Consider the following 26,228-nt stretch of genomic DNA (forward strand, 5'->3'; position numbering starts at 1 on the left):
CCGGGCGCGGATCAGGCGCCGTCGCCGTCCCCGTCGAGGAGGGCCGTGATCTCTGCGCGCCGGAAGTAGGCGGCCGTCTCCCGGGCGCTCGGCGCGCCGGCGTCGGGATCGGCGCCGCCGGCCAGCAGGGCCCGCACGACGTCCTCGTAGCCCTTGAACGCTGCGCCCGCCAGCGGGGACTGCCCGCGGTCGTTCATCAGCTCGGGATCCGCGCCGTGCTCGAGCAGCACGGTGACCAGCGCGGCGTGCCCGTGGTACGCGGCCAGCATGAGCATGGTGCTGCCGGAGGCGTCCTGCATGTCGACCGGTGCTCCCTGGGCGAGCAGCGGCCGCAGGACGTCGGCGCGGCCCTGGCGGGCGGCGTCCATCATGCTCGCGGCCAGCGCGGCGGCGTCATCATCCGGGGCAGCGGGGGCGGGGGCGGGGGCGGGGGTCTCGTCCGTCGGCGTCATGGCACCAGGGTAGGCGCCGGGGCCCTCAGCCGATCATCAGCCGCAGCGCCCAGGGCCACAGCAGCAGCGCGATGCCCACCAGCGCGCCGATCACGTCGGCCCGCCCCAGCGGGCTGGGCAGCGCGACGGTGCGCGCGTCCGCCTCGGCGAATCCGCGGGCGTCCATGGCCAGGGCCTGCTGCTCCGCCCCGCGCAGCGTGTCCACCAGCAGGGCGAGGGTCGCCGAGGCCAGCACGCGGGGCGAGCGGGCCGAGCCCAGCCCGCGCAGCGTCCGCGCGGCGAGGATCCGCTCCCACTGCCCGCGCAGGTGCCCGATCCGGACCAGGGCGGCGACCCCGGCGGCGAGCGGCCGGCCGGGCAGGCGCAGCCGGGTGCGCAGGGCATCGCCCAGGGCGGTCACGTCCACGGAGGCGAGGGCGAGCACGCCCGGCGCGACGAACAGGGTGATCCGGGAGGCCTCCTTCGCGCCCAGCAGCCAGGCCGAGGCGGACAGCGGGGCGAGCGGGGAGAGCAGGGCGGTGGTCCATGCCAGGGTCGCCGCGGAGAGCAGGACCGGCGCCAGGCGCAGCACCGCCGATCGCCAGCCGGGAACGGCCAGCGGGGCCAGGAGCAGCACGGGGAGCAGGCCCAGCACGCCGATCTGCCATGTCGACACGCCGAAGGAGCCGATGGCCGCGAGCAGGCCGACGGCGCACAGCGTGAGGGGGTTGCAGGCGCGCGCCGCCGTGCGGCGGGGGTGCGGCACCGGGGTGATCTCCCGGGAGACGGGCCGGTCCGGTGCGGGGCGCGCCGGCAGCGCGAGGGTGCGGTCCGCGCGGGAGGCGAGGCGCTCGTCGTGGGTCGCCGCGATGATCGCGCAGCCGTCCTCGCGGGCGCGGTCCAGCAGGGCGACCACGTCGGCCAGCCGGGCGTCGTCGAGGCCGACGGTCGGCTCGTCCAGCACCAGCAGCCGCGGGCGCTGGGCGAGGGCGGCGACGATCGCGAGGCGCCGCTGCTCCCCGCCCGAGAGCGTGAAGGGGTTCGCGGCGGCCAGGTGGGTGAGCCCGGCGCGCTCCAGCAGCTCCTCCGCCGCGGCCTCGTCCTGCGCCCAGGGCGAGGCGGTGACCTCCTCGCGCACCGTCCGGGCGACGAAGGAGTGCTCGGGCTCCTGCGGGACGAAGGCCGTCCGCTCCCGCTCGGGCCGGCGGATCCTCCCCGCGGCGGGCGCCTCCAGCCCCAGCAGGACCCGCAGCAGCGTCGTCTTCCCGCTGCCGCTCGGGCCGGTGAGCGCGGCGAGCTCCCCGGCGCGCAGCGCCAGGTCGAGGTCGCGGTGCAGGATCTCGCGGCCTCCGCGGCGGCGGATCGCGACGGCCTCGAGGGCGGCGACCTCCGCCCCGGGCGCGGGGCGCGGGGGCGGCGGGAGCTCGGCGGCGGGCAGCGCCACCGTGCCGGGCGGGCCGTCGGCGAGGATCCTCCCGCCGGGCCCGAGCAGGATCACCCGGTCCACGTGCGGCAGCCAGCGGGCGGTGCGGTGGTCGGCGACCACCAGGGTGCGCCCTTCGGCGGCCTCGAGGATCGCCGCGTGGACGGCATCGGCCGCCGACGGGTCGAGCATGCTCAGGGGCTCGTCCAGGAGCAGGGCGTCCGGGGCGAGGGCGAGGGAGCCGGCCAGGGCGACCCGCTGCTGCTGGCCGCCGCTGAGGTCGAAGGGGGAGGCCTCCCCGTCGACGTCGACCGCCGCCGCGGACAGGGCGCCGCGGACGGTGTCGGCGATCTGCGCCCGGGAGCGCGCGGCGTTCTCCGGTCCGAAGGCCGCATCGCGGGCGACCGTCGCCGCGACCAGGGCGTGCACGCTCTGCTGGAGCAGCAGGCCCCGCTCGCCGGGACGGTCGGGGGTGCTCAGGGCGCCGGTGATCTCTCCGGCCTCCGGATCCAGCAGCCCGGCCAGCGCCCGCAGCAGCGTCGACTTCCCGGCGCCGCTGGCCCCGGCCAGCAGCACCCGCTGTCCGGCCGGGACGTGCAGCGTCACGCCCGAGAGGGTGGGCTCCCGGCGGGAGGCGGGCCGCCAGCCGAGGTCCTCGACCCCGAGCACGGCGGCGGCGGTCGCGGTGCTCACGCCCGGTCGGCGCCCGCCAGCTCGCGACCGGCCGGGAAGGGATCCAGCGCCCCCGTGGCCGCGAGGGCCCGGGTCGCCGCCCAGCCGAGCGCTCCGCACAGCAGCGCCCCCGAGACGAGGAAGAAGCCGAGCATGATGATCGCGAAGCCCCAGCTCATCTCCGGGTAGTAGGCGAAGCGCTCCCACACCCACTCCAGGGACGCGGCGAGCACGCCGCCGAGCACGGCGACGGGCACCGTGGAGCGGCGGTAGGCGGTCAGGGCGAAGGCGAGCTCGACGCCGCCGCCCTGCAGCAGCCCCGAGACCACCGTGCCCCAGCCCCACTGCCCGCCGAGCATCATCTCGAGCGTCGCGGCGATCAGCTCCGCGCCGATCGCGGCGCCGGGCTTGCGCACGACGAGGCCGGCGATGACCGCGGGCAGGAACCAGATGCCCGCCAGCAGGCCCTCGGCGGGCTTGAAGGCGGCGGTGAGAGGGCCGATGAGGCTGTACAGCGCCCCGTAGCCCAGGAACGCGACGCCGAAGGCGGCGCCGATCCCGGCGACCACCACCAGGTCGATGGTGCGGTAGCGGGTGCGGGCGGTGCCCGTCGTGGTCGTCATCATGATCTCCTTCCCGAGATGGAAAGGGGATGCGGCAGTGATGCCGCCGAGAAGTCCCGACTCCCTCCGCCGGTGCGAGCCGGATCAGGTTCGAGGGTCTGCGCCGTGCGCACTCTCAGCACCGTGCGGTGCTCCCCTGTCGTGGATGACGGACCGATCCTACCGTCTCAGCGCCGTGCCCGGATCGCCTGGTCCACCGCGAGCGCCGTGGCCTCGGGATCGGTGGGGGAGAGCAGGAAGTGCGTGCCGTCGCGGCCGATGATCTCGACCATGGTGCCGGCGCGGGTGACCTGCATGCGGTAGGTCTCCTGCGGTGCCTCCGGCGGGTGGACGGGGCGGCCGGCGACGGGGCGCCGCTCGTGCGCGGCCCCGGTCATGATGCGGCCGCGGGGCCGCCCCAGGGGGCCGACGCTCACGCCGAGCGTCTCCCCGGGGATCTCCCGCAGCTGCACGGTGCGGAAGGCGGCGACGTCCCAGGGGCGCTGCGGCCAGAACCCGCCGTAGGAGACGGTCACCCCGTGCTCGTCGACGATGAACCGCGTCCACAGCCGCATCCAGGACCACAGGGCCATGCCGAGGGCGACGGCCGCCAGGAGCACCACCAGCAGCGGCGGGACGGCGGAGCGCACGGTCAGGCCCAGCACCAGCAGCACCAGCGCCATCGCCGCGGTCATGCCGATGCGCGTCCAGCCCACCGCCCCGGGCCGGGTCGCCCCGACGTAGAAGGGCGGATCCGGCCGGCTCACCAGATCCTCACGCGGTCCGCGGGCTCGAGGTAGAGGGCGTCGCCCGCGGTCACCGAGAACGCCTCGTGGAAGGCGTCGACGTGGCTGGCGGCCGTGTTGCAGCGGAACTCCGCGGGGGCGTGCGGGTCCGTGGCCAGGCGACGGATCGCCTCCTGCTCGCGGTTCTTGCCGCGCCACACGGTGGCCCAGGACAGGAACACCCGCTGGAGGCCGGTGAAGCCGTCGATCTCCGGCGCGTCGGAGCCGGCGACCTGCAGGTACGCCTTGACCGCGATGGACAGGCCGCCGAGGTCGCCGATGTTCTCGCCGATGGTCAGCGCGCCGTTGACGCGGTGGCTCTCCTCGAGGTCCCGGGGGGACAGCGCCGAGAACTGGTCGATCAGCCGCGAGGTGCGCTCCTCGAAGGCGGCGCGGTCCTGCGCGGTCCACCAGGAGCGCAGGTTGCCGTCGCCGTCGTACTTCGAGCCCTGGTCGTCGAAGCCGTGCCCGATCTCGTGGCCGATCACCGCGCCGATCCCGCCGAAGTTCACGGCCGGGTCCGCCTCGGCGTCGAAGAAGGGCGGCTGCAGGATCGCGGCGGGGAAGACGATCTCGTTGCGGCCGGGGTTGTAGTAGGCGTTGACCGTCTGCGGGGTCATGTGCCACTCGTGCTCGTCGATCGGCCCGCCGACCTTGGCGTACTCGTAGTCCGCGTCGAAGCGGCGGCTGGCCCGCACGGAGGCGACCAGGTCCTGCGGGTCGATCTCCAGGCCGTCGTAGCTGCGCCACTGCTCGGGGTAGCCGACCTTCGGGGTGAAGCGGGAGAGCTTCTCCAGGGCGCGGCCGCGGGTCTCCGGGGTCATCCAGTCCAGCTGCTCGATGGAGGCGCGGTAGGCCTCCAGCAGCGCGGCGACCAGCTCGTCCATCCGCTCCTTGTGGGCGGGCGGGAAGTGGCGGGCCACGTACTCCCGGCCCACGTCGAAGCCGGCGATGCTCTCGACCAGGGCCACGCCGCGCTTCCAGCGCTCGCGCAGCTCCTCGGCCCCGGAGAGGACCCGGCCGTTGAAGTCGAAGTCCTCCTCGACGAAGGCGGAGGAGAGGTAGGGGGCGTAGGAGGCGATGGTGTGCAGGGCGAGCCAGGTCCGCAGGACGGCGAGGTCGGTCTCGGCGAACACGGCATCGGCCTCGGCGAGGAACTCGGGCTGGCCGACGGAGACGACGTCGAAGGCCGCCTCGGGGGCGCCCGTGCCGCGCACGAACGCCGCCCAGTCCAGCCGCGGGGCGGTCTCGGCGCGGGCCGCGGCGTCCATCGGGTTGTCCGACTTCTCGCGGTCGCGCACCCGGACCACGTCCACGTGCGCGCCGGCCAGGCGGGTCTCGAAGTCCATGACGGCGCGCGCCTGCGCGGCCGCGTCGCCGATCACGAGGCCCGCACGGCCGGGCAGGTCGGCCAGGGCGGCGAGGCGGGAGAGATGCTCGACGTAGGCCGTGCGGATCTCGGCGTAGGCGTCCTCGCGGTAGTAGGACTCGTCGGGCAGGCCCAGCCCGCCCTGGTGGATCTTCACCTGGTAGCGGGTGGAGTCGCGGTCGTCGGTCCACACGTAGGCCAGCAGCAGCGAGGTGCCGGACCCGGGGGAGGCCATCAGCTCGGTCAGCTCGCCCCGATCCGCGGTCGCCGTGATCTCCTGCAGCAGCGGCTCGAGGGGCGCGGAGCCCTTGGCCTCGATCGCGTCCTCGTCCATGAACGCCCGGTAGAGCGCGCCGATGCGGCTGTCCGCGGGGGCCTCCTCGACGATCTCCCGCACGCGCTCCTCGGAGAGGTCGCGCAGCCGGCGGAACTCGCCGTCGCTCGAGCGGTCCGCGGGCATCACGTGCTCGCGCAGCCAGCGGCCGTTGACGTGCCCGAACAGGTCGTCCTGCGGGCGGATCGCCTCGTCCCTCCAGCGCAGATCGAGGCCGGAGGGCAGGGGTGCGGAAGATTCCATCGGGTCAGGCTCCTAGGGCGAGGACGGCGAGGACGAGCACGAGCAGGCCGATGCCCACCGGGGCGAGGGCCCAGGGCGAGCGGGCCCGCTGCGAGGGCGAGCGGCGCTGGAGGACGAGGGTCGACAGCCCGGTGGCGATCGACAGCACCACGGTCGCCACGACCATGGCGGGGGAGAGCATCACCAGGATGGTGGCGCCGAGCTGGAAGGTGATGGTGCCGGCGACGTCGAGCACGCGCAGCACCATGCTGCGCCGCACGCCGACCCCCTCGTTCAGCAGGGTCGCCACGGCCTCCGTCGACCACTGCGAGGGCTTGGCGATCCGGGAGCGGGTGCGCAGGGACTGCGCGGTCGCCAGGACGACCCAGACCAGCGCGGTGCCCGCGCCGACCCACACCGCGAGCGGACCGCGCACATCGGCCGGCCACAGCAGCGTCGCGGACCACACGGCCGCCAGGCGCAGCAGCTCGTCCACGACGCTGCGCACCGCGAGCAGGCCGGGGTTCACGGCGAGCTGCACCCGGGTGCGCGCCACGTACAGGCTGGTCGCCACGAGGGAGAGCAGCTGCAGGGCGCCGAGCGAGAGGCCGACGAGGATCGGCCAGGGCGTCGAGGGCGCGTAGGCGAGGATCGACAGGATCATGATCACGCCCAGCGCCGGGATCGCCAGGGAGACGATCGAGAGCGCCGGGACCAGGGCACGGACCACGTCCGCCCCGGTGGGCGGGTGGTCGTGGCCGGCATGGTCATGCGGGTCGCCGCAGCCGCAGCCTCCCGAGGTCTCGGGGGCGGGCGCGGGCGAGTCGGGGATGGGGGTCGACATGGAGCTCCTTCGGTGTCGCTTCAGCGTACCGGCGTGCGGGCGTGTCCTGCACGACAGGTTGGCTACCATCCAGTAGTGCTTCGGGCGGGATATGGAACGATGGGCACGTGAGAACGGACGATGCGGTGCCCCCACGCCCCGCGCTCGACGCGCAGCAGCGAGAGCGCGCGCTCGGCGTCGTCGTCGCGGCCGCGGCCGGGGACGCCCTGGGCGCCCCCTACGAGTTCCAGGCCCCCATCCCCGCGTCCGACGACGTGGAGATGACCGGCGGCGGGATCCTCGGCTGGGAGCCCGGCGAGTGGACGGACGACACCTCCATGGCCGTCGTCCTGCTCGAGGCGCTGTCCGCCGTGGGCGGGAGCACCGGCTTCCTGGACGAGGAGACCCTGGACCGCGTGGCCCGCGGCTGGTTCTCCTGGTCCATGAGCACCCCGGACATCGGCGCGCTGACCTCCACCGTGATCCGCCGGGCCAGCGAGATCGCGATCACCGAGGGGCGGACCGTTCCCGCCGCCGCGGACTTCCGCACCGCGGCGCTGCACGCCCACGAGGACCTGCCCCAGATCGCCGGCAACGGCGCCCTGATGCGCATCCACGTCTCGGTGCTGCCGCACCTGCACGGCTCCGACGCCGAGGTCCGGGCGGCCATCGAGGCCGTGTGCCTGCTCACCCATGTCCACCCCGACGTCGTGGACGCCTGCCTGCTGTGGGGATTCGCGGTGCGCCGCGCCGTCCTCACGGGCGAGGTCGACGTCCGCACCGGGCTGGGCCAGCTCGCGCCGGAGCGCGCCCCCCTGTGGGAGGAGCGCATCGAGGCGGCGGAGGCCGCCGAGCCCGCCGTCTTCGGCCGCAACGGCTGGGTGGTGCACGCCTTCCAGGCGGCCTGGTCGGCCATCCACCACGCCGGGCCGATCCCGGAGGGCCGTTTCGCCCAGCGCGACCACCTGGTGGCCGTGCTGGAGGCGGCGGTGCGCGCCGGGTACGACACCGACACCATCGCCTGCATCGCCGGGGCGCTGATCGGCGGGGCCCTGGGGCACCGGGCCGTCCCGCCGGAGTGGCGCCGGGCGCTGTTCGGGTGGCCCGTCTACGAGGTCGACGACCTCGTGGAGCTCGCCGAGGCGGCCATCGCCCCGCGCGGGGCCGGACTCGAGCGGAGGCTCCTGTGACCGCCTGGGACCTGCGGGTGATGACCTGGAACGTGCGCGGGCTGCGCGACGACCCGGCGGCGCTGGCGGATGCGGTGCGCGACCTCGCCCCGGACCTCCTGCTGCTGCAGGAGTCCCCGCAGGTGCTGCTGCCCACGGCGCGCCTGCGCTGGCTCGCCCGGCGGATGGGCCTGCGCGTGCTGCTCGGAGGGCGACTGGCCCGCGGGCTGGCGATCCTCGCCTCGCCGGAGGCCGCCGGCCAGCTGCTGCGCCGCGGCATCGTCCCCGTGCCGCAGCGGATCACCGATGCCAACTCCGTCTTCCCGCGCGGGATCGCCGCGGTGCGGCTGTCCGTGCCCGGCGGCGGCGACCTCGTGGTCGCCGATGTCCACCTCGCGCTCGACGAGGCGCACCGCCTCGTCCACGTGCATCGCCTGATGGGCCTGATCGCCGGCTCGGGCGCCGCCGTGATCGTGGCCGGGGACCTCAACGAGCGCCCGGAGGCGGCGGCCTGGAGCGAGCTGGCCACGGTGCTGCACGACCCGGGGGCCGCGGCCGGCGAGCCGACCTTCCCCGCCCGGCGTCCCAGCGCCCGCATCGACGCGGTCCTCACCAGCGAGGAGCTGCACGCCTCCGTCCGGGTGGTCCGGAGCACGCCCTCGGTCAGCCGCGAGCGGCTCGCCGGGGCCACCGATCACCTGCCGGTGCTCGCCCAGGTCACCGTGCCGGGCCGGAGAGCCGCAGCCCCGTCCGCATCGCGATGACCTCGTCCTGCCCGCCCACGTGCCGCACCAGCACGGCGGGGACCGCATCGGCCCCGGCGGCGCCGGCGACCGCGGGCCGGGTCCCGAGGACGGTCAGCTGGGTGCGGTAGCACGCCAGCGCCGCGGCCACGGCCTCGAGGGAGGCCGGCTGCTCCCGCCAGGAGAACCCCTCGGCATCCTGCGTGCTCGCGACCTCCAGCATCGGCACCCCGGCGCGGGCGCTCGCCGCCGCGCTCACGTGATGGGCCCGCACATGGTCCGGGTGGCCGTAGGTGCCCGCGTCGTCGTAGCCGATCACCGCCTCGGGGCGGACGGCCTCGATCAGCGCCGCGAGATCCGCCGTCGCCTCGTCCATCGGCCGCAGGGAGAAGCTGTCCGGCCCGGCATCGGGCGAGGGGCCGGCGAGCCCCTCGCGCACCCAGGTCATGCCCGAGTCGCGGTAGCTGCGCGCAGCGGCATCGGGCGCGAGGGCCGGGGGCTCGCCGAGCATGTGGCGCTCGGCGACGCCGAGGGTGCGGGCCGCGGCGTCGATCTCCCCGGCGCGGATCTCCTCGAGGGCGCGCGAGCCGTGCGCCGGCACGGAGCCCGGGACGATCTCGCCCTCCTCGCCGCGGGTGGCGGTCACCAGCACCACCCGGACGCCGCGGGCGGAGAGCTCGGCCAGCAGGGCGCCGGTGGCGAGGGACTCGTCATCGGGATGCGCGTGCACGGCCAGCACCGTGCGGGCGCCCGCGAGCAGGTCCCAGGGATCCCGGCCGTCGTGGGGGAGCGGGGTCATCGCAGTCCTCCGTAGATCTCCGCCAGCGCCTGCGCGCTCGCGGTCCAGGTGCGCTCCAGGGCGAAGTCCCGCGACTGCGTGCAGGCGCGGGCGTAGCGCTGGGGGTCCGAGAGCAGGGAGGCGACGGCCTCGGCCCATACGTCGGGGTCGCGGCTGCCCAGCACCAGGCCGCCGGCGCCGATCGCCTCCTGGACGCCGCCGGCGCAGCGCCAGGCCACCACGGGCGTGCCGCTGGCCTGCGCTTCGAGGGCCACCAGGCCGAAGGTCTCCGACCAGCTGGTCAGCAGCAGCACGCTGGCCTGCTGCATGCGCGCCGCGAGCCCGGCGCGGTCCTGGGACCCCGCCAGCTCGACCCGGTCGGCGACGCCGAGCTGCGCGGCGTGCTCCTCCAGCTCGCGCCGGTAGTCCTGGAAGTCCTCGGAGACGCCGCCGGTCAGCACCAGGCGGGCGTCGATCTGGGGCGCCAGCCGGGCCAGCACGTCGAGGGCCAGCTCCGGCGCCTTCAGCGGCTGCAGGCGCGCCGCGAACAGCAGCGTGGGCCGCGCCAGGCGGTCCGCGGGCTCATCGGCCGGACGGAACCGCTCGACGTCCACCCCGGGCCGCACGATGCGCACCTCCTCGCGCGGGACGCCGTAGCGCTCGGCGATGGTGCGGGCCTCCGCAGCGGAGACCGCGACCACCAGATCGGACTCCTGGGCGACCTGCCGCTCCCCGGGGATCCGCCCCGAGGACTCCGCGGGCTCGCCCGCGTCGAGCCCGGTCGCCTCCTGCGGGGCCGCCACGGAGTGGAAGGACTGCACGTGCGGCACGCCGAGGTCGCGGGCCACGGGGAGGGCGGCCACGCCGCTGAACCAGTGGTGGGAGTGGATCACGTCGGGCCGGTCGCCCGCCGGCAGCGCCTGCAGATGCGCGCGCAGATCCTCCGCGAACGGCGCGATGGCCTGCTCCATGAGGCTCTTCGCCAGCGGAGCGGGCGGGCCCCCGGCCAGATGGTGCAGGCGCACCCCCGGGGCGACCTCCACGGTCGCCGGGGCCTGGGCGTCGGACCGGCGCGTGAACATCTCCACCTGGTGCCCGGCACGGGCCAGGGCGAGGGACTGCTCGAGGACGACGACGTTCATGCCGCCCGCATCCGCGCCGCCCGGGGATTCCAGGGGGGAGGTGTGCAGTGACACGACGGCGATGCGGAGCGACGGGGACATGGAGGACATCCTAGGTCGCGCCGCGGATGCGGCGCTGGTCACCCTGCCGTTCGCTGGTGACGAAAATCCGGCCCCGCAGACCCCCTGACCGTTGAATATGGGACGATCTTGACTAGCCTTCTGACCATGAACTCGCTAGCGACGATCGACTGGGCCGCGTACAACGCCTCCGCCGCGGGTCGCCCTGCCCGCCGGATCGTCACCCGTGCCATCCTCGCCGCCGGCGGCGAGGGGTCGGGGAAGGTCGCGCTCGACATCGGCGCCGGCGCCGGCGCGGACTCCCTCGAGTTCGCCCGCCGCGGCTGGACCGTCCACGCCTACGACATCGACGAGACCCTCTCCCACCGGCTGATCGAGAACCGCCGCATGAGCGGCGAAGTCGTCTTCCACCACGCCGACGCCTCCCTCGAGGACTCCTTCCCCCGGGCGGACGTCATCTACTCCTCGGACGCGCTGCCGATGCTGGGCCCGGAGGGCCTCGAGCGGGCCTGGCCCCGCCTGGTCGACGCGCTGCGCCCCGGCGGGATCATGGCCGTGGACCTGTTCGGCGAGCAGGACACCTGGGCCGAGCGGCCCGATGTCGCCACGCTCTCCACCGCCCAGATCAGCTCGATGTTCTCGCGGTTCCAGATCCTCGAGCGGGAGGTCCGCGACGAGGACGGGCGGTTCTTCGACGGCAAGAAGCACTGGCACGTGATCACCACCCTGGCCCGCAAGCGCGCCTGAGCGTAGGCTCCGGCGCATGAGGCTGCGCTGGTACTCCGTCGTCGTCGACGCCCATGACGTCTCCGCCCAGGCCCGCTGGTGGGCCGATGTCCTGGACTGGCAGGTGCTGTTCGACACCCCCGACGAGGCCGTGATCATCCCCCGCGACCTGCCGGAGGAGTACACCGGGAAGCCGATCCCCGCCGCCTCCTGGCACCGCATCGGCCCGGGCATGGTGTTCGTCCCCGTCCGCGAGGAGAAGCAGGTCAAGAACCGCCTGCACATCGACCTCGCCCCGCACCTCGAGGACGACCGCGACGCGCAGATCCGGCGGCTGCTCGAGCGCGGGGCGACCCTCGCGGACGTCGGGCAGGACGACGCCGAGGATGAGGTCAGCTGGACCGTGCTGCGGGACCCGGAGGGCAACGAGTTCTGCGTGCTCTCCTCGCGGGACCTCTGAGCGCGGGCCCCGGCAGAGCGGGCCCTTGCAGAGCGGGGCCCGGCCTCAGCGCGGCGCCAGCGCCCTGAGCAGGCCGTCGCGCAGGCGGGCACCCCGCTCGAGCGTGGCCAGGCGCATCATCGCGGTCGATCCGAGCTGCCACGCGGCATCGGGCACCGTGCGCCGTGCCGCGTAGATGCGCAGGGCCCCGCGGACGCTCCCCGCCCGCGCGACTGCGGCGGCGAGGGCGGCGGCGTCCTCCAGCGCCGTGTTCGCGCCGTGGCCGAGGTTCGGCGCCATGGCGTGGCCGGCGTCCCCGATCAGCACGGAGTGGTCGCGGATCGGCAGCAGCACGGGGCTGGTGAGGATGCCGTGCACCACCGTGCGCTCCGGCGAGGCCGCCTCGAGCACGGCATCGATCGCCGCATGGGCCCCGCCGACCACGCCGCGCAGGTGGTCGAGGGATTCTGCGACCGATGCCGACCGATGCTCCGGCACGGAGGCGAACCAGTTCGTCCCGCCGCTGGCCAGCGGGGTGATCCCGAACAGCCACGGCCCGCCCCAGGTCTCCGAGATGTCCGGCGGCGGGGCATCCGTGGTGCCGCGCAGCACCGTCTGGCCGTGCCGGCGGGCCGCAGAGCCGGGCCAGCCCGACCGCCGCACCAGCGAATGGACGCCGTCGGCCCCCACCAGAAGGTCCGCGGCCGCGAGCTCGGGCCGCACATCGCGGACCTCGCGCGTCTCCTGGCGCACCGAGCCGGGCAGTGCGGCGCGCAGGATCCGGGTGAGGTCCGTCCGCGGCACGAGCAGCGCACCGCCGGCCGGGACCCGGGCCAGCACCGTCCCGTCGCGAGCGCGCAGATGGCCCTCGCGCGGAGCGGCCGATGCGGCCCGCACCTCCTCGAGCACCCCGAGCCGCGCGAGCGCGCGCTGGGCGGGACCGAACAGGCCGAGCGAGGTGCCCAGCGCCGTCCGGCGGGGCTCCCGGTCGATGAGGGTGACATGCGCCCCGTCGCGGGCGAGGAGGCCCGCCGCGGCGAGGCCGGCGACGCCCGCCCCGAGGACACGGATCGTGAGAGGCATGGCCGGAGCGTATCGAGCTTGACCGGCCTGCGTCCGCCATGGGAGTCTCGCCCCTGGCGGCGACCCACCGCCCAGCGCACCGCAGGCCCCAGCCCTGACGGCCGCGCGAAGGGGAGCGGATCCTCGGGTCCCGGCATCGCAGGTTGTCCTGATCCGACCGCGCCGGGCCGCCGTCGCATGCTGGGGATGCTCGTGGCCCGAGGTGGAACGACATGACCCGCGACAGCGACCTGAAGAAGCACGTGCGCGCCCGCATGGCCCGCACCGGCGAGAACTACACCAGCGCCCGCGCCGCGCTCCTCGCCGAGCAGGCGGTGCGGCCCGCGGACCGCGAGGCGGCCGCCCGCGCTGAGCACGCCCGACTGATCCGACCGTTCCTGCGCGACGGCCGCCTGCTGGGCATGCCCGCACGTCGGCGTGCCCGCACCGCCGTGATGCTCGAGATCCTCGCGCGCTTCGCCCCCGGCGAGGTCTACGACGAGACGCAGGTCGGCGAGGTGCTCGAGGCCGTGCATGAGGACGTGGCCTTCCTGCGGCGCGAGCTGGTCGACCTCGGATACCTGGAGCGGGAGGCCGACGGCGCCGCCTACCGGGTCGCGGCCCGGGTCCCGCGGCGCGAGGGGAACATGGTCCAGGAGATCACGCAGTGGGAGCGCCTGTGGCTGCCCCGGTTCATCGCCTCCGGCGCATCGGTCGCGCCCGGCTCTCCGGAGGGGCCGGGCGCTCCCGCGGAGCGCTGAGCGCGGCGATCGCGAGGCCCGCCGCATGCGCGGCGGACTCGGCCTCGAGGACGCTGGGCCTGTCCCCGTCGGAGGCGACCACCACCCAGCGCACGCGCCCGGCCCGGCGCATGCGGCCGATCTCGACGCAGGCACCTCCGGGGCGCGGGATCGTCAGCGAGCCGCTCGGTCCGGTCGAGATGCGCCCGGACAGCTCAGGGCGGGAGCGCAGGAGCGCCCGGCGGATCTCCTCGCGCTCGAGCAGGCCCGGGCTCGAGGCGCGGGACGTGATCGGCGGGGACGCGGGCAGGGTCGTGCGGGCGGGAGTGCTGCGCGTGCGGTGATGCATGTGCCCTCCTTCGGTCTGTGCTCGGGAGGCTAGACAGGGGGACCGACAGCCGGAGGGCGAGGCAGGGAGGAAGAATGCGTCGGATCGCCGGACACGGGAATCCGTCCGCTTCGTCCGTGCGTGCTGCGAATTCAGGAAATGGGGGGGTGGAGGCACGTTTTGCGAGTCCATCTCCCGGTTTCCCGAACCTGCGCGTCCTCGGGAAAGGCGGGCGCGGCGCGCGAGGCAGGAAGGCGGCGTGAACTGGTCGTCAGCGCCTATCACAGCGGGCCGACAGACGAGGTGCGCCGCCCACAACTGCCCGGTATCCCCATGTCGAGCACCGCTGCTCCTCCCCATCGCAGTCTTTTCCACAATTTCTCGAGAATCGCTCTGGAGGCTTCCTCTCGGTCGAGCTGAGGCGTAAAATAGTCGGCATGGGACAGGGTGCACGGGGGCACATCGACGGGGACGGGCTGACCGTCTCCTGCGGGCCTGCGGGGGCTGACGCTCCGCAGGGCCTGGAGGACGCCCTCGACGCGGTCCGCAGGGCGCTCGCGCCGCTGGAGGGCACCCCTGCGATGGGGGCGGTGGTGTCGATCATCGAGGCGGCGGCGGCCTCCGCCGAGGTCTCCCGCTCGACCGTGCATCCAGCGATCGAGGCTCCCGCCGGGACGCCCGACGAGGCGCTGGCGGTGGTGGCCATGCTCGCGCAGGCCCGCACGCGCCTGGGATCGGTCGAGGACTCCTGGATGCTCGAGGCGGCGGCCCGGATCCGTGCGGTCAACGCCGCCGCCGGCAAGGCGGGGCGGCGGCTCGACGACGGCGTGACCTCGAACATCGCGGGAGCACGGCGGTGCAGCAGCCATATCGCCTCCGCCGCGCTGTCCAGTGCCCGGAGGCTCGCCCGGTCGATGCCCTCGCTCCGCGCCGCGAAGGCCGTCGCGCGGGTGCCGGAGGCGACGGTCCTCGCGATCACGCAGGAGCTGCGTGATGAACCGCGCGAGGTCTGCGAGGCGGTGGACGCGGAGATCTCCCGGAACGTGGCTCGGCTCGACGGGCTGGGGGAGAAGGCCGTCCGCGAGGTCGTGGCCGACCTCGTGGAGAAGCGGACGGACCCGGCCCGTTCGCGGGACCGCGAGGTGCGGGCCGCGAAGCGGCGGTACCTGAAGATCACGCCGCAGCGGCACGGGATGGCGCGGCTGGTCGCGATGCTGCCGGCGTTCGGCGCGGCACAGATCGAGGCGGTCGTCCAGGCGGCGGCCGAGTCCGCGCGCGCGGCAGGCAGCCGGGTGCCGCTCGGCGCCCTGCGCCCGGACATGCTCGTCGAGGCCACCAACTACTACAGCGACGCGCTGACCCGAGAGCCCCCGGTCGAGGTCGACCCGACCCCGTACGCGGCGAGGACCATGCTCTTCGAGGAGGACCTGAAGCCGATGTACGACCTGCGGACCGGCGAGATGATCCGCCCCGCAGAGAACCCTCCGGCCCCGGCCGAGGGCGAGGCAGAGACCGGCGAGGACTCCGATCCTGCTGAGGCAGCCGATTCCGGCGGGGGAGCCGATGTCGGCGGAGGCTCCGATCTCGGCGGGGAAGCCGACGCACGACCACCGGGACGTCCGGCATATCCGCCCGGCCCGGTGGGATCCGCGCGAGGTCCTGATCTGCTGGGGGCCGCATCGTCCTCAGGGCGGCCGCGCATGGACCGGCCGGCCGCGACGCCGAAGGGGCCGCGGATCGAGCTGCTGATCACCATCACCGATCGAGCCCTCCTGCAGCTCGACGACGGGACGGAGCATGCGTCGCTGTCCGGATACGGGCTGGTCCCTGGGCGGGCGCTCACGCCGGTGCTGATGGGGCAGCCCCTGGGGGACCTCGCGGACGGGGACGAGGACGCCCGGGCCGAGGCGCACCGCCTCCGCATGTTCTATCGGCGCCTGTACACCCATCCCGCGAGCGGCGAGCTGGTCGCGATGGATTCGGTCTCGCGCGCGTTCCCGGTGAACCTGCGGAGGATGGTCCTGAGCCGGGATGGGATCTGCCGCAGCCCGAACTGCAATGCCGCCTCCCGGCACGCGGACCACATCCATCCCCACGCGCAGGGCGGGAAGACGTCCCTGTCCAACGGGCAGGGCCTGTGCGCGGGCAGCAACTACGACAAGGACGCCGCGCAGTGGGACGTCCGCCTGGTCGCGGATCCGCACCGGCCCGGCGGGACCCTCGTGACGTGGGTCAGCCCCTACGGCGTCGTCGGATCCTCGCCGACCCCGCCCTCGCAGCGGCCCCCGGACCTGAACCGGGCCGGTCGCCGGTCCGTGCGCCGGGAGGAGCGCCTGGCCGCCCGTGCCAAGGACCGCGCGGACGGCGCCCGACGCCGCGGGGCCGCGACGCCGGGCACCGCCGATCGCGGTCGCGGCGGGCGCGGCGGGCGCGGCCGGCCCCGGCGCGATGCGCGACGCAGCACCGCCGGGCAGCGCCGCGGCGGCGCGATCTGAGGACTTCGCAGGCCGCTGCGGCGTGGCCGCGAGCGCGTCACCGGTGCAGGGTGACCTCGTCGACCGCTGCCAGCTCCTTGGCGCGAGGAGGTTCGAAGAGCGTCAGGATCCGGGCCAGCTCGGCCGGGGAGACCGGGACCGTGCCCGGCTCGCCCCGGGCGGCGCGGGATGCGAGGCGGCGCTCCAGCTCCTCCGGCGCGACGTCGAACACGTGCCACCGCACGCGGGCGCCGCGGGAGCGGGCATCGGCGAACACCCGGGTGCGCTCCGCACGCATCCACAGACCGTCCTCGAGGATCACGTCCACGCCGCGCTCGAGCAGCTGCATCGCCAGCCGGTACAGCCGGGCCTGCAGCCGTTCGTGCGCCTCGGCATCGGTCGGCGGGATCCCGATCTCGTCCTGCCAGTCGTCGGTGCAGATCCGCAGCCCGGCCCCCTCGGCCTCGAGACGGCGGGCCAGGGTCGTCTTGCCCGCCCCGGGCGGTCCGCAGAACAGCGTCAGCACCGGCGCCGCCGGACCGGCCGCGACCGGGTCAGGACGGTCCGCGGCCGGCTCGGTGCGGGGCGCGTCCCCGGGGGCGGGGCGTGAGCGCGCAGAGGTCATGGCGTCAGCTTCGCACGGTGCGTCGCAGGAACCGCTCCGGCCGCACCCCCAGACCGATCACGCGTCCCAGCAGGTGCTGCAGCACGGGCAGCCTCGAGATCACCCGCACCGGCAGGGGCGCCTCCTGGAGCCGGCCCTCCAGCGTCGGCCTCAGCAGCCGCCTGAAGCCGACGGCCTGGATGCGCTGGGTGATGCGCGCCGCGGGCAGCCGACGGCGCCGCACCGCGTCGAGCTCGGCCGCGGTCGCGGGCCGCTCGGCGAGCACCGGGCCGAGCATCCGCGCGGTCGCCACCGCGTCCTGCACCGCCAGGTTGATCCCCACCCCGCCCGCGGGGCTCATCGCATGCGCGGCATCGCCGATGCACAGCAGGCCCGGCCGATGCCACACCGGAAGGTGGTCGACGCGGACCCGCAGCTCGTGCACATCGGCCCATTCCAGGTCCTGCGCCCGGTCCGCGAGCTCCGGACGGGTCGCCGCGATGCGCGCGCGGACCTCCTCCATCGGGCGCCGCCGCCCGCGCAGCTGCGCGACCGCGCCCTTCGGCACCACCAGCGCCACCTGCCAGTACTCGCCGCGGTCCAGGCAGATCAGCGCCCCGGCCCCGGCGGAGAACAGCGGAAGGCTCTCGTCGGGTCGGCGGGGCAGGCGCAGCCACAGCACGTCCATCGGCGCGCCCGTGACCACCGACCGCAGGCCGGCGGCCTCCCGAACCCGCGAGCTGCGGCCATCGGCGCCGATCACCGCTCGCGCGCGGATCCGCCGCTCGCCCTGCGGGCTCCGGACCCGGGCGCCGACGACGGTGTCGTCCTCGACGATCAGATCGGTGAGCTCGCTCGAGCGCAGCAGACGGAAGCTCGGCAGCTCGCCCGCGGCCCGCGCGAGCATCTCGAGGAAATCCCACTGCGGTGCGAGCGCCACGAAGCGGCAGCGCACCGGCAGGCGGCGCATGTCCGCCAGCGGGTAGACGCGCCCGCCGATGCCGGCGGACACCCGGGTCATCCGGTCGTGGGGGAGGGCGAGGAACTCCTCGAGCAGCCCGATCTCCTCCAGCAGTGCCAGGGTCGAGGGATGGATCGTGTCCCCGCGGAAGTCGCGCAGGAAGTCCGCGTGCTTCTCCAGGACGATGACGTCCACGCCCTGGCGGGCCAGCAGCAGGCCCGTGACCAGTCCGGCGGGCCCGCCGCCGGCGACGAGGGCCTGGGTCTCGAGCTCGAGCTCGCGGTCGTGGGTGTCAGCGGGGTCGATGGCGTCCATGCCGCCATGCTCCGCCGACCGGGGCCACAATGCCACCATGGTGAATTCTCGAGCGGGCCGTCCGCCCGGACCCTCCCAGGTGCGTGATCGGCTGATCGCCGCAGGCACCCGGCAGTTCATGGAGCGCGGCTACGACCGGGCGACGGTGCGCTCCATCGCCCAGGAGGCCGGGGTCGACCATGCGATGGTGAATTACTGGTTCGGATCCAAGGAAGGGCTCCTGCGCGCGGTGATGGACGTGCTCATCACACCCGGCGAGGTCATCGACCGCGTCCTCGCCCGGCGTCCGGCCGATCTCGCGACCGCGCTGCTCACCGCCGCGGTGAGCCTCTGGGACCGTCCCGAGGTCGCCGCAGGCTTCCGCGCCCTGCTGCGCGAGGGGATCGACGAGGGTCCCGGCCACCGGCTGGTGCAGGAGTACATCGGCCGCCGGCTGGTCGCCCGGCTGGAGGAGGTCATCGGCGGCCGGGACGCCGCCGCCCGCGCCGCGGCCGCCGCGGCGATCATGTCGGGGCTGCTGCTGACCCGCTACGTGCTGCGCATCGAGCCGATCGCCCGCCTGAGCGGCGACGAGGTGGTGCGGGCCTGCGCCCCGTCCTTGCGGATCGCCCTCGAGGGCTCCCGGCCGCGGCCTCGGCCGCGGGATGCTTGACCCTGACGCGACGTGAGGCAGTGGGGTGGAGCCATGACCGAGACGAACAGGACGGCGACGAGCCGGAGCCCGGAGGAGAGCACGCTGACCGTCGGCCGCGTGGCAGCGCTGGTCGGGGTGAGCGTGCGGACCCTCCACCACTGGGAGCAGATCGGCCTGGTGGTCGCGAGCGGCCGCACCTGGTCGGACTACCGCCTGTACAGCGCGGCGGACGTCGCCCGGATCCACCGGGTGCTCGTCTACCGCGAGCTCGGTCTGCCGCTCGCGGAGATCGGCCGGATCCTCGACGACCCGGATGTCGACCCCCGCGAGCACCTCATCCGCCAGCGGGAGCTCCTCGCCGAGAGGATCCGCCGGCTCACCCGGACGGCCCAGGCCGTCGACCAGATGATCGAGAGGACCACCATGACCGAGAACGACCCCACCATCACGCTGAGCGTCCAGGAGCAGGCGCGCATCTTCGGCACCGACTGGGATCCCGCCTGGCAGGAGGAGGCGCGCGAGCGCTGGGGCGGCACCGATGCCTTCGCGCAGTCCGCGCAGCGCACCGCCGCATACACCGCCCAGGACTGGGAGCGCTTCACCGAGGAGATGCGCGCGCTCGAGGCAGATATGGCCGATGCTCTCGGCCGCGGCGTCGATCCCGGCTCCGCAGAGGCCGCGGAGCTCGTGGAGCGCCACCGCGCCTGGATCGGCCGCAGCTACGACTGCGACCATGGCCGCCAGGTGATCCTGGCCCGGATGTACACGGACGATCCGCGCTTCACCGCGCACTACGACGCCTCCGCACCGGGACTGGCGCTCTGGCTGCGCTCCGCGGTCGAGGAGAACGCGCGCCGCCACGGCGTCGACCCCGACACGGCGACCTGGGAGTGATCCCGCCCCCGGCGGACGGCGCGGAGCATCCGCATCCGGCACAGCTGCGGCCCCTGCCCGACCCCGGGCAGGGGCCGCTCCCGTGCCCGGACGCATCGCGCCCGGGCACGGGGCCGGATCAGTCCCGCGGGCAGACGCGCACCAGGTTCCCGTCGGGATCGGCGATGACGAAGGTCCGCCCGAAGACCGCGTCGTGCGGCGCCTCGACCACGCGCGCGCCCATGCCGCGCCACTGCGCGAAGACCTCGTCGATCCGCTCCGGCCCGCCCTCGAGCATGAGCCCGACCTCGGAGGTGCGCGGCGTGGCCGGGTCGGTGCTCGCCGCGGCGTCCCGGCCGTCCAGCCCTGACCACAGGGAGAACAGCACCCCCGGCGCCACCTCGAAGGCCACGTAGCGCGGGGTGACGAAGACCGGTTCGATCGCGAACAGCTCCGCGTAGAACGCGGTGGAGGCCTCGGCATCGGAGACGTAGAGCAGGAACAGGTTCGGGGCGGTCATGGTGACTCCTCGGTCGGGGGCGCGCGGCCGGACGGCCGTGCGCGGTCCACTCTTCGCACCGAAGGTGACAGGGCATGTCATGTCCCTCGAGACTTCTTCCGTGCGATCCTCCCGGCTGCTCTCGATGATCCTTCTGCTGCAGACCCGCGGCCGCATGACCGCGGCCGAGTTCGCCGAGCGTCTGGAGGTCTCCCGCCGCACCGTGCTGCGCGACGTGGAGGCCCTCTCCGCCATGGGCGTGCCGGTGTACACCGAGCGCGGGCACGGCGGCGGGATCGTCCTGCTGCCCGGCTCCCGCCTGGACCTCTCCCGTCTCGAGCCGCGCGAGATCGAGGCGCTCGAGCTCGCCGGCCTCGACGCCGCGCAGCGCGAACGGCTGGGCCTGGGCGAGGTGCACGAGACGGCCGCCCGCAAGCTCGCCACCCGCGCCGTGCACCAGCCGGCCTCCCTGTCCGAGCTGGTGATCATCGAGAACAGCCCCTGGCTCGCGCCGCCGCAGGAGGGGGTCGAGCCCGCCGATCTCGTGCTCGACCTGCGCGCCCGCACCCGATGGGAGATCGACTACCGACGCAGCGGCCAGGAGCGACCGGCCCGCCTCGTCGTGGACCCCTACGGCCTGGTCTCCAAGGCCGGACGCTGGTACCTGGTGGCCGATGCCCCCGGCCCGACGCGCGGGGAGCCGCGCCTGTTCGCCCTCGAGCGGCTGAGCGGGCACCGGCCGCTCGCGGAGGCCGTGCGCCACCGCCCCGGCGCGACCCTGGCCAGCACCTGGCAGCAGCTGCGCACGACCGATGCCCCGGAGGTCCTGGTCACCACCCGTCTGCGCAGCACCTGGCGGGACTTCGCCCGGCGGGTCCTCGGATCCCGCATCGCCGCGATCGGCGAGGAGGAGGACGGCTGGTGCGCCATGACCGTCCGATTCGCCGATGTGCGCGGCGTCCGCCAGCTCCTGCAGTTCGCCGAGCACATCGAGGTGCTCGGGCCCCCGCGGGCCCGGGCCCTGATCCGCGAGGCGGCCGAGGATCTCGCCGCCCGCCACGCCCCGCGACCGCTCACCCCCGGCTGAGGATCACCAGCTCCCGGGTGCTGCGGGTCATGGCCACATAGCGGGCCGATGCCCCCGCCCGGCCCTCGCCGAGGGCCTCCGGCTCCACCAGGACCACCAGGTCGAACTCGAGGCCCTTGGCCTGCAGCGGGGAGAGCGCCCGCACCCGCGGGTCCGTGCCCGCCGGCAGGTCGGCGCCGATCACGCAGGCCGTCCCCGCGGGATGCGCGCCCGTCCACTCCGCCAGGATCCCCGCGAGCTCGTCCGGGGTGCCGTGGCGCACCGGGACGCCCGCCTCCCGGATCGACAGCGGGACGTTCGCATCGGGGACGGCGGCGCGGATCACGGGGGCGGCCACGTCCATCACCTCATGCGGCGTCCGATAGTTCACGCGCAGCACCTCTTGCCGCACCCGGCCGATGCCGACGCGGTCCAGACGCTCCGCCCACGTCCCCGCGAAGCCGCCGCCGGCCTGCGCCCGATCGCCGACGATGGTCAGGCTCCGGGAGGGGCAGCGGCGCAGCACCATCGCCCACTGGGCGTCGGTGAGCTCCTGCGCCTCGTCGACGATCACATGGGCGTACGGCCCGGAGAGATCCGCCTCCCGGACCGCAGGCCCTTCGCCGAGCAGCGCCTCGGCCATGTCCTCGCCGCGCAGCATGGACATCTGGCGCATCTCCGTGCCGTCCGCGGCCACCAGGTCGTCGATGACGGGGGCCATCTGCTCCCGCGCGGTGGCCCGGGCGGCCTCGCGGCGGGCGCGGCCCCGCTCGATGCGGGCATCCCCCAGACGGTGGCGGGCGGCATCCAGCAGCGGCAGGTCCGCGTCCGTCCAGGCCGTCGGCTCCGGCCGCCGCAGCGAGGCGCGCTGCGCGGCGGTGAGCCAGGGCGCGCAGCGGCGCAGGTAGGCGGGGACCTCCCAGAGGTCGCCGACGAGGTCCGTCGCCTCCAGCAGCGGCCAGGCCCGATGGAGCGCACGGGTCAGCTCCGCGCTGCGTCGCAGGGCGGCGAGGACCTGCGTGCTCCCGAGCAGGTCGATCGCCCGGCCGTCCGCATCGTAGGAGGCCGCGTCCTCGAGCCGGGCGCCGACGACCTCGGCGAGCTCCTCCAGGATCTGCGGCCGGGCGGCGTTGTGCGGGGTGCCCGGCTCGACGGCCGCGAAGGCATCGGCCCAGTCCGCGGCGTCCACCACGACCTCCGTGCCGCCGATCTCGAGGCGCACCTCCTCCTGCGGCGGCTCCTCGTACAGGGCGACGGCAGGCTCGATCGCGGCGACCATGCGGGCATCGGCCTTCAGCGCGGCGACCTCGGGATCGGGCTCCGGCACGGCGACGGCGGACTCGGGCACCAGGTCCCGGAGGACGGCGGCGCGCACCTCGTCCTCGCCCAGTCCCGGCAGGACGTCCGCGATGTAGTCGAGATAGGGCCGGTGCGGACCGAGCACCAGGATCCCTCCGCCGCGCTCGCGCAGCCGCACATCGGCGTAGGAGAGGTAGGCGGCCCGGTGCAGGGCCACCACCGTCTTGCCCGTCCCCGGGCCGCCGTCGACCACCAGCGGATGCCTCGCATCGGCGCGGATGATCGCGTCCTGATCCGCCGCGATGGTCGCGAGCACGTCGCGCATGCGCGGGGTGCGCGCCTCGGCGAGCGAGGCGAGGAAGGCGGAGTCCTCGTCGAGCACCGCGGCCTCCTCGTCCCCGGGGTCGGCGCCGCCCGGGGACCCGTCCTCGAGGAAGGACTCGTCCCACGAGGCGAGCAGCTCCCCGTCGCGCCAGCGGTAGCGGCGCCGCGCCGCGAGCCCCAGGGGGCGGGCACGGGTGGCGGCGAAGAAGGGCTCCGCGGCAGGGGAGCGCCAGTCCACCAGCAGGGGGCGCCCGTCCTCGTCGGACAGGCCGATGCGGCCGATGTACCGCGGCGCGGAGCCGTCGGCGGGGACGATGCGCCCCAGGCACACGTCCCGGGACGCGCGAGACAGCAGGCGTCGCCGGGACTCCAGGCGGTGCACCTCGGCGTCCCGCTCCAGGCGCTCCTGGCCGTCGCGGGCGGGGGAGCGCAGAGCGCGGGCGGTGCGGTCCTCGAGATCGGCGAGGGTCCGGGCGAGAGCCCGGTCGATCCGGGCGAACTGAGCGGCATCGGCGCTGCGGGCTGAGGCGGCGGGGGGCAGGGCGGCGGAGGACAGGGCGGAGCGGGAGGGCGCAGGCATGGGACGGGATTCTGGTCGATCCGGGGGCCCTTGCCGCAAGCCCCCCACCAGGGGATATCCTGATCACGGCAGGGGAGCCCGGGCCGGACAGCACGGGCCGGACCAGGGTCCGGAGCACGGCACCGGGGAATCCTCTGGCCCGGGGCGGCGCCCGGGCATAGCGTGCAGGCATGAGCCCCCGCGTCCCGTACCGTCCCCTCCCCGCGGATCTCGACGGCGTCGAGTACGCGCACGGCCCGGACTCGCATCGCCGCCCCGAGGTCCCCGCGGGGGCCGCCGAGACCCTCGAGCTCACCGGCAGCCGGATCTTCCCGGGCACCCGCCGCCAGGTCGTGATCCATGTCCCGGACGGCGTGCGCGCGGGCGAGGACGCGGCACTGGTCGTCTTCCTCGACGGCACCTGGTATCTCGACCCGGAGGGCGAAGTGCGCGGCGGGATCGTGCTGGACAACCTCACCCACGACGGGGTGATCCCCCCGACCATCGGCGTCTTCGTGGATCCGGGGACTCGCGACGCGGAACCGGGCCCGGAGGCGCCGCGCCAGCGCAACGTCGAGTACGACCGCGAGGACGACGCCCTGGCCCGCTTCCTCGAGCAGGAGGTGCTGCCCGAGGTCCGGGCGAGGCACCGGATCTGCGAGGATCCGACGCGCCGCGTCGTCTGCGGCGGCAGCAGCGGCGGCAATGCCGCCTTCACCGTCGCCTGGCATCGTCCGGACCTGTTCGGCGCGGCGATCTGCTTCTTGTCCAGCTTCGCGCAGATGCCGGGCGGGAACCCGTATCCCGCCCTGATCCCCGCCGTGCCGCCGAGGCCGGTGCGGTACCTGCTGCAGATCGGGCATCGGGACCTCGGCCACGACCGGCCGCAGGGGAACTGGCTCGCGGAGAACCTCCGCACCGGTGCCGCGCTCGCCGAGGCGGGCTACGACCTGCGACTGGTGCTCGGCGACGGAGGGCACAGCCCGAATCACGCGGGCGTCGTGCTGCCCGATGCGCTGCGCTGGGCGCTGGGCGTCGTGACCGGACCGTGACCTGCCGTCCGCGTCGCCCGTTCGCAGGACGCGCACCGGTGCCCGGACCTATGCTGGCCGCAGTTGTAACGCGTTTCACAAGGAGGCCCGGGTGCCCGTCTACGAGTTCCGCTGCGAGAGCGACCACCTGCACGAGCGCGTGCTGCCGATCGCGGCCGAGGAGCGCACGGCCCCCTGCCCCGACTGCGGCGGCACCTCGAGGCGGCTGATCAGCGCCCCCGGGCTGAGCCGCCTGGCCACGGCGCAGGCCCGCGCCATCTCCGCCGCGGAGGACAGCGCGCATGCCCCGGCGGTCGTGGACCGCGTGCCCGGGGCGGGGGACCGCCGCCCGGCCCGCATCACCCGCGACCCGCGCCACGCGAGACTGCCCCGCCCCTGAGGCGCGGCCCGGAACGAGCGGGTCCGAGCCGCGGGCCCGCCGTGGATGAGAGGAAGCAGGACTGCCATGCCGACGAACGTCTTCCCGCTGGATTCCGCCAAGCCCTTCACCGAGCAGGAGCACCTCGGCCACAACCGCTGGCACCCCGACATCCCGCCGGCCGTGAGCGTCCGGCCCGGCGACACCTTCCGTGTCGACTGCCGGGAATGGTTCGACGGCGCGATCCACAACGACGACTCCGCCGAGGACATCGCCGCCGCGCCGCTGAACACGGTCCATGCCCTGTCCGGGCCGTTCCGCATCGAGGGCGCGAAGCCGGGGGACCTGCTGATCGTCGACATCGTCGACGTCGGCCCCATCCCGCAGGAGGACTCCGGGCCGCTGGCCGGGCAGGGCTGGGGCTACACGGGCATCTTCGCCAAGCGCAACGGCGGCAGCTTCCTCACCGACCAGTTCCCCGACGCGTACAAGGCGATCTGGGACTTCCGCGGCGACCGGGCCACCTCCCGCCACGTCCCCGGCGTCGAGTTCACCGGCATCATCCATCCCGGCCTGATGGGCACCGCCCCGTCGCCGGAGCTGCTCGCGCGGTGGAACCAGCGCGAGGGCGCCCTCATCGCGACCGATCCCGAGCGGGTGCCGCCGCTGGCGCTGCCGCCCGAGCCCGACGGGGCGATCCTCGGCGGCGTCCCCGAGGCCGATCGGGACCGGGTCGCGGGAGAGGCCGCCCGCACCGCCCCGCCGCGCGAGAACGGCGGCAACCAGGACATCAAGAACCTCACCAAGGGCACCCGCGTGTTCTACCCGGTCTTCGTGGACGGGGCGAACCTGTCCCTCGGCGACCTGCACTTCTCCCAGGGCGACGGCGAGATCACCTTCTGCGGCGGCATCGAGATGGGCGGGTTCATCGATCTGCACGTCGACGTCATCGAGGGCGGGATGGAGAAGTACGGCGTCACCGAGAACGCGATCTTCATGCCGGGCAACACCGCGCCGCAGCACAGCCGGTGGCTGTCCTTCTCGGGCACCTCGGTGACGCTCGACGGCGAGCAGCGCTACCTCGACTCCCATCTCGCCTACCAGCGGGCCTGCCTGCACGCGATCGACTACCTGTCCACCTTCGGCTGGTCGAAGGAGCAGGCCTACCTGCTGCTGGGCGCCGCGCCGATCGAGGGCCGGCTCTCCGGCGTGGTCGACATCCCCAACGCCTGCGCCACGGTGTACTTGCCGCTGGACATCTTCGACATCGACATCCGGCCGGGCTCCGGCGAGGTGCCGAGGATCGACCCGGGGATCGGGGCGCCGCGCGCGAGCGTCGGCTGACCGGTCCCGGCCCGGGCG

26 protein-coding genes and 1 riboswitch are annotated in these 26,228 nt (G+C 75.0%); of the genes, 12 read left to right on the forward strand and 14 right to left on the reverse strand.

Annotated elements, in window-relative coordinates; all coding sequences use genetic code 11:
* Positions 1 to 11: 11 nt before the first annotated feature.
* From ABD234_RS06420 to ABD234_RS06445, 6 genes are all read right to left on the reverse strand, one after another.
* Entirely contained in the window at positions 12 to 452 is a 441-nt protein-coding gene (locus tag ABD234_RS06420) for an ankyrin repeat domain-containing protein (protein ID WP_038373024.1), read from the reverse strand.
* Positions 453 to 477: 25 nt separating this feature from the next.
* Positions 478 to 2,547, reverse strand: coding sequence for an ATP-binding cassette domain-containing protein (locus ABD234_RS06425; protein WP_232226389.1), 2,070 nt, complete (start codon positions 2,545 to 2,547; stop codon positions 478 to 480).
* Positions 2,544 to 3,149, reverse strand: coding sequence for an ECF transporter S component (locus ABD234_RS06430; RefSeq protein ID WP_038373022.1), 606 nt, complete (start codon positions 3,147 to 3,149; stop codon positions 2,544 to 2,546). The genes ABD234_RS06425 and ABD234_RS06430 overlap by 4 nt, the downstream gene beginning before the upstream one ends.
* A 44-nt stretch (positions 3,150 to 3,193) precedes the next feature.
* Positions 3,194 to 3,297, reverse strand: a riboswitch (TPP riboswitch).
* 19 nt (positions 3,298 to 3,316) lie between these two features.
* Complete coding sequence (locus ABD234_RS06435) at positions 3,317 to 3,895, reverse strand: hypothetical protein (RefSeq protein WP_038373021.1); 579 nt, start codon at positions 3,893 to 3,895, stop codon at positions 3,317 to 3,319.
* Positions 3,892 to 5,859: a M13 family metallopeptidase gene (locus ABD234_RS06440; protein ID WP_038373019.1), complete on the reverse strand. Its 1,968-nt coding sequence runs from the start codon at positions 5,857 to 5,859 to the stop codon at positions 3,892 to 3,894. Before ABD234_RS06440 ends, ABD234_RS06435 begins: the two co-directional genes overlap by 4 nt.
* A 4-nt stretch (positions 5,860 to 5,863) precedes the next feature.
* Positions 5,864 to 6,682 carry a hypothetical protein gene (locus ABD234_RS06445; protein ID WP_344354640.1) on the reverse strand — a complete coding sequence of 273 codons (819 nt, stop codon included), beginning with the start codon at positions 6,680 to 6,682 and terminating at the stop codon, positions 5,864 to 5,866.
* A gap of 107 nt (positions 6,683 to 6,789) precedes the next feature.
* Between ABD234_RS06445 and ABD234_RS06450 the strand changes: the two genes are divergently transcribed.
* Both ABD234_RS06450 and ABD234_RS06455 read left to right on the forward strand, forming a co-directional pair.
* The gene (locus ABD234_RS06450; RefSeq protein WP_051486907.1) at positions 6,790 to 7,851 is read left to right on the forward strand and encodes an ADP-ribosylglycohydrolase family protein; all 1,062 of its coding nucleotides are present in this window, start codon (positions 6,790 to 6,792) and stop codon (positions 7,849 to 7,851) included.
* A complete protein-coding gene (locus ABD234_RS06455; protein ID WP_232226383.1) occupies positions 7,848 to 8,594 on the forward strand; it encodes an endonuclease/exonuclease/phosphatase family protein in 747 nt (248 codons plus the stop codon). Before ABD234_RS06450 ends, ABD234_RS06455 begins: the two co-directional genes overlap by 4 nt.
* On the opposite strand, the gene ABD234_RS06460 is transcribed toward ABD234_RS06455, so the two are convergent.
* Both ABD234_RS06460 and ABD234_RS06465 read right to left on the reverse strand, forming a co-directional pair.
* Positions 8,548 to 9,372, reverse strand: coding sequence for a PIG-L family deacetylase (locus ABD234_RS06460; protein WP_038373017.1), 825 nt, complete (start codon positions 9,370 to 9,372; stop codon positions 8,548 to 8,550). The genes ABD234_RS06455 and ABD234_RS06460 overlap by 47 nt on opposite strands.
* A complete protein-coding gene (locus ABD234_RS06465) occupies positions 9,369 to 10,574 on the reverse strand; it encodes a glycosyltransferase (RefSeq protein ID WP_038373016.1) in 1,206 nt (401 codons plus the stop codon). Before ABD234_RS06465 ends, ABD234_RS06460 begins: the two co-directional genes overlap by 4 nt.
* A 126-nt stretch (positions 10,575 to 10,700) precedes the next feature.
* Between ABD234_RS06465 and ABD234_RS06470 the strand changes: the two genes are divergently transcribed.
* Together ABD234_RS06470 and ABD234_RS06475 are read left to right on the forward strand one after the other, a co-directional pair.
* Positions 10,701 to 11,300 (forward strand): class I SAM-dependent methyltransferase, encoded by a 600-nt coding sequence (locus ABD234_RS06470; protein ID WP_038373015.1) that lies wholly within the window; start codon positions 10,701 to 10,703, stop codon positions 11,298 to 11,300.
* Positions 11,301 to 11,316: 16 nt separating this feature from the next.
* Positions 11,317 to 11,739: a VOC family protein gene (locus tag ABD234_RS06475; protein ID WP_038373014.1), complete on the forward strand. Its 423-nt coding sequence runs from the start codon at positions 11,317 to 11,319 to the stop codon at positions 11,737 to 11,739.
* 45 nt (positions 11,740 to 11,784) lie between these two features.
* Here ABD234_RS06475 and ABD234_RS06480 read toward each other — a convergent pair whose 3' ends face one another.
* Positions 11,785 to 12,801 (reverse strand): FAD-dependent monooxygenase, encoded by a 1,017-nt coding sequence (locus ABD234_RS06480; RefSeq protein ID WP_038373012.1) that lies wholly within the window; start codon positions 12,799 to 12,801, stop codon positions 11,785 to 11,787.
* 212 nt (positions 12,802 to 13,013) lie between these two features.
* Between ABD234_RS06480 and ABD234_RS06485 the strand changes: the two genes are divergently transcribed.
* Entirely contained in the window at positions 13,014 to 13,541 is a 528-nt protein-coding gene (locus ABD234_RS06485) for a DUF2087 domain-containing protein (protein ID WP_051486905.1), read from the forward strand.
* Here the strand turns inward: ABD234_RS06485 and ABD234_RS06490 are convergent.
* A complete protein-coding gene (locus ABD234_RS06490) occupies positions 13,474 to 13,869 on the reverse strand; it encodes a hypothetical protein (protein WP_344354644.1) in 396 nt (131 codons plus the stop codon). The genes ABD234_RS06485 and ABD234_RS06490 overlap by 68 nt on opposite strands.
* Positions 13,870 to 14,285: 416 nt before the next feature.
* On the opposite strand from ABD234_RS06490, the gene ABD234_RS06495 reads away from it, so the two are divergent.
* Positions 14,286 to 16,343 (forward strand): HNH endonuclease, encoded by a 2,058-nt coding sequence (locus tag ABD234_RS06495; protein ID WP_344354646.1) that lies wholly within the window; start codon positions 14,286 to 14,288, stop codon positions 16,341 to 16,343.
* Between the two features lie 37 nt (positions 16,344 to 16,380).
* Here the strand turns inward: ABD234_RS06495 and ABD234_RS06500 are convergent, their stop codons facing one another.
* Together ABD234_RS06500 and ABD234_RS06505 are read right to left on the reverse strand one after the other, a co-directional pair.
* Positions 16,381 to 16,947 carry a P-loop nucleotide/nucleoside kinase family protein gene (locus ABD234_RS06500; protein ID WP_051487115.1) on the reverse strand — a complete coding sequence of 189 codons (567 nt, stop codon included), beginning with the start codon at positions 16,945 to 16,947 and terminating at the stop codon, positions 16,381 to 16,383.
* A 4-nt stretch (positions 16,948 to 16,951) separates the two neighbouring features.
* Complete coding sequence (locus ABD234_RS06505; RefSeq protein ID WP_038374170.1) at positions 16,952 to 18,202, reverse strand: FAD-dependent oxidoreductase; 1,251 nt, start codon at positions 18,200 to 18,202, stop codon at positions 16,952 to 16,954.
* Between the two features lie 37 nt (positions 18,203 to 18,239).
* On the opposite strand from ABD234_RS06505, the gene ABD234_RS06510 reads away from it, so the two are divergent.
* Complete coding sequence (locus ABD234_RS06510) at positions 18,240 to 18,854, forward strand: TetR/AcrR family transcriptional regulator (protein ID WP_038374169.1); 615 nt, start codon at positions 18,240 to 18,242, stop codon at positions 18,852 to 18,854.
* Positions 18,855 to 18,887: 33 nt separating this feature from the next.
* Positions 18,888 to 19,730 carry a MerR family transcriptional regulator gene (locus ABD234_RS06515; RefSeq protein ID WP_038374168.1) on the forward strand — a complete coding sequence of 281 codons (843 nt, stop codon included), beginning with the start codon at positions 18,888 to 18,890 and terminating at the stop codon, positions 19,728 to 19,730.
* 118 nt (positions 19,731 to 19,848) lie between these two features.
* Here the strand turns inward: ABD234_RS06515 and ABD234_RS06520 are convergent, their stop codons facing one another.
* On the reverse strand, positions 19,849 to 20,229 hold the full coding sequence (locus ABD234_RS06520) for a VOC family protein (RefSeq protein WP_038374166.1): 381 nt from the start codon (positions 20,227 to 20,229) through the stop codon (positions 19,849 to 19,851).
* A 100-nt stretch (positions 20,230 to 20,329) separates the two neighbouring features.
* Between ABD234_RS06520 and ABD234_RS06525 the strand changes: the two genes are divergently transcribed.
* Positions 20,330 to 21,295: a helix-turn-helix transcriptional regulator gene (locus tag ABD234_RS06525; RefSeq protein WP_038374165.1), complete on the forward strand. Its 966-nt coding sequence runs from the start codon at positions 20,330 to 20,332 to the stop codon at positions 21,293 to 21,295.
* Here ABD234_RS06525 and helR read toward each other — a convergent pair.
* On the reverse strand, positions 21,282 to 23,477 hold the full coding sequence (gene helR, locus ABD234_RS06530; RefSeq protein WP_038374163.1) for an RNA polymerase recycling motor ATPase HelR: 2,196 nt from the start codon (positions 23,475 to 23,477) through the stop codon (positions 21,282 to 21,284). The two genes, ABD234_RS06525 and helR, sit on opposite strands and share 14 nt — an antisense overlap.
* A 170-nt stretch (positions 23,478 to 23,647) precedes the next feature.
* Between helR and ABD234_RS06535 the strand changes: the two genes are divergently transcribed.
* From ABD234_RS06535 to fmdA, 3 genes are all read left to right on the forward strand, one after another.
* Complete coding sequence (locus ABD234_RS06535; RefSeq protein WP_038374162.1) at positions 23,648 to 24,508, forward strand: alpha/beta hydrolase; 861 nt, start codon at positions 23,648 to 23,650, stop codon at positions 24,506 to 24,508.
* Between the two features lie 91 nt (positions 24,509 to 24,599).
* Positions 24,600 to 24,887 carry an FmdB family zinc ribbon protein gene (locus tag ABD234_RS06540; protein ID WP_038374160.1) on the forward strand — a complete coding sequence of 96 codons (288 nt, stop codon included), beginning with the start codon at positions 24,600 to 24,602 and terminating at the stop codon, positions 24,885 to 24,887.
* A 66-nt stretch (positions 24,888 to 24,953) separates the two neighbouring features.
* Positions 24,954 to 26,210, forward strand: coding sequence for a formamidase (gene fmdA, locus ABD234_RS06545; protein WP_038374159.1), 1,257 nt, complete (start codon positions 24,954 to 24,956; stop codon positions 26,208 to 26,210).
* Positions 26,211 to 26,228: the final 18 nt, after the last annotated feature.

Origin of the sequence: Brachybacterium phenoliresistens (assembly GCF_039530785.1) — a bacterium.
Classification (GTDB): domain Bacteria; phylum Actinomycetota; class Actinomycetes; order Actinomycetales; family Dermabacteraceae; genus Brachybacterium; species Brachybacterium phenoliresistens.

Bases quoted from the DNA above. Each gene is read 5' to 3' on its own strand.
- ABD234_RS06420 (WP_038373024.1), bottom strand. From the start codon at position 452: ATGACGCCGACGGACGAGACCCCCGCCCCCGCCCCCGCCCCCGCTGCC.
- ABD234_RS06430 (WP_038373022.1), bottom strand. From the start codon at position 3,149: ATGACGACCACGACGGGCACCGCCCGCACCCGCTACCGCACCATCGAC.
- ABD234_RS06440 (WP_038373019.1), bottom strand. From the start codon at position 5,859: ATGGAATCTTCCGCACCCCTGCCCTCCGGCCTCGATCTGCGCTGGAGG.
- ABD234_RS06445 (WP_344354640.1), bottom strand. From the start codon at position 6,682: ATGTCGACCCCCATCCCCGACTCGCCCGCGCCCGCCCCCGAGACCTCG.
- ABD234_RS06460 (WP_038373017.1), bottom strand. From the start codon at position 9,372: ATGACCCCGCTCCCCCACGACGGCCGGGATCCCTGGGACCTGCTCGCG.
- ABD234_RS06465 (WP_038373016.1), bottom strand. From the start codon at position 10,574: ATGTCCCCGTCGCTCCGCATCGCCGTCGTGTCACTGCACACCTCCCCC.
- ABD234_RS06470 (WP_038373015.1), top strand. From the start codon at position 10,701: ATGAACTCGCTAGCGACGATCGACTGGGCCGCGTACAACGCCTCCGCC.
- ABD234_RS06475 (WP_038373014.1), top strand. From the start codon at position 11,317: ATGAGGCTGCGCTGGTACTCCGTCGTCGTCGACGCCCATGACGTCTCC.
- ABD234_RS06480 (WP_038373012.1), bottom strand. From the start codon at position 12,801: ATGCCTCTCACGATCCGTGTCCTCGGGGCGGGCGTCGCCGGCCTCGCC.
- ABD234_RS06485 (WP_051486905.1), top strand. From the start codon at position 13,014: ATGACCCGCGACAGCGACCTGAAGAAGCACGTGCGCGCCCGCATGGCC.
- ABD234_RS06490 (WP_344354644.1), bottom strand. From the start codon at position 13,869: ATGCATCACCGCACGCGCAGCACTCCCGCCCGCACGACCCTGCCCGCG.
- ABD234_RS06495 (WP_344354646.1), top strand. From the start codon at position 14,286: ATGGGACAGGGTGCACGGGGGCACATCGACGGGGACGGGCTGACCGTC.
- ABD234_RS06500 (WP_051487115.1), bottom strand. From the start codon at position 16,947: ATGACCTCTGCGCGCTCACGCCCCGCCCCCGGGGACGCGCCCCGCACC.
- ABD234_RS06505 (WP_038374170.1), bottom strand. From the start codon at position 18,202: ATGGACGCCATCGACCCCGCTGACACCCACGACCGCGAGCTCGAGCTC.
- ABD234_RS06510 (WP_038374169.1), top strand. From the start codon at position 18,240: ATGGTGAATTCTCGAGCGGGCCGTCCGCCCGGACCCTCCCAGGTGCGT.
- ABD234_RS06515 (WP_038374168.1), top strand. From the start codon at position 18,888: ATGACCGAGACGAACAGGACGGCGACGAGCCGGAGCCCGGAGGAGAGC.
- ABD234_RS06520 (WP_038374166.1), bottom strand. From the start codon at position 20,229: ATGACCGCCCCGAACCTGTTCCTGCTCTACGTCTCCGATGCCGAGGCC.
- helR (WP_038374163.1), bottom strand. From the start codon at position 23,477: ATGCCTGCGCCCTCCCGCTCCGCCCTGTCCTCCGCCGCCCTGCCCCCC.
- ABD234_RS06535 (WP_038374162.1), top strand. From the start codon at position 23,648: ATGAGCCCCCGCGTCCCGTACCGTCCCCTCCCCGCGGATCTCGACGGC.
- fmdA (WP_038374159.1), top strand. From the start codon at position 24,954: ATGCCGACGAACGTCTTCCCGCTGGATTCCGCCAAGCCCTTCACCGAG.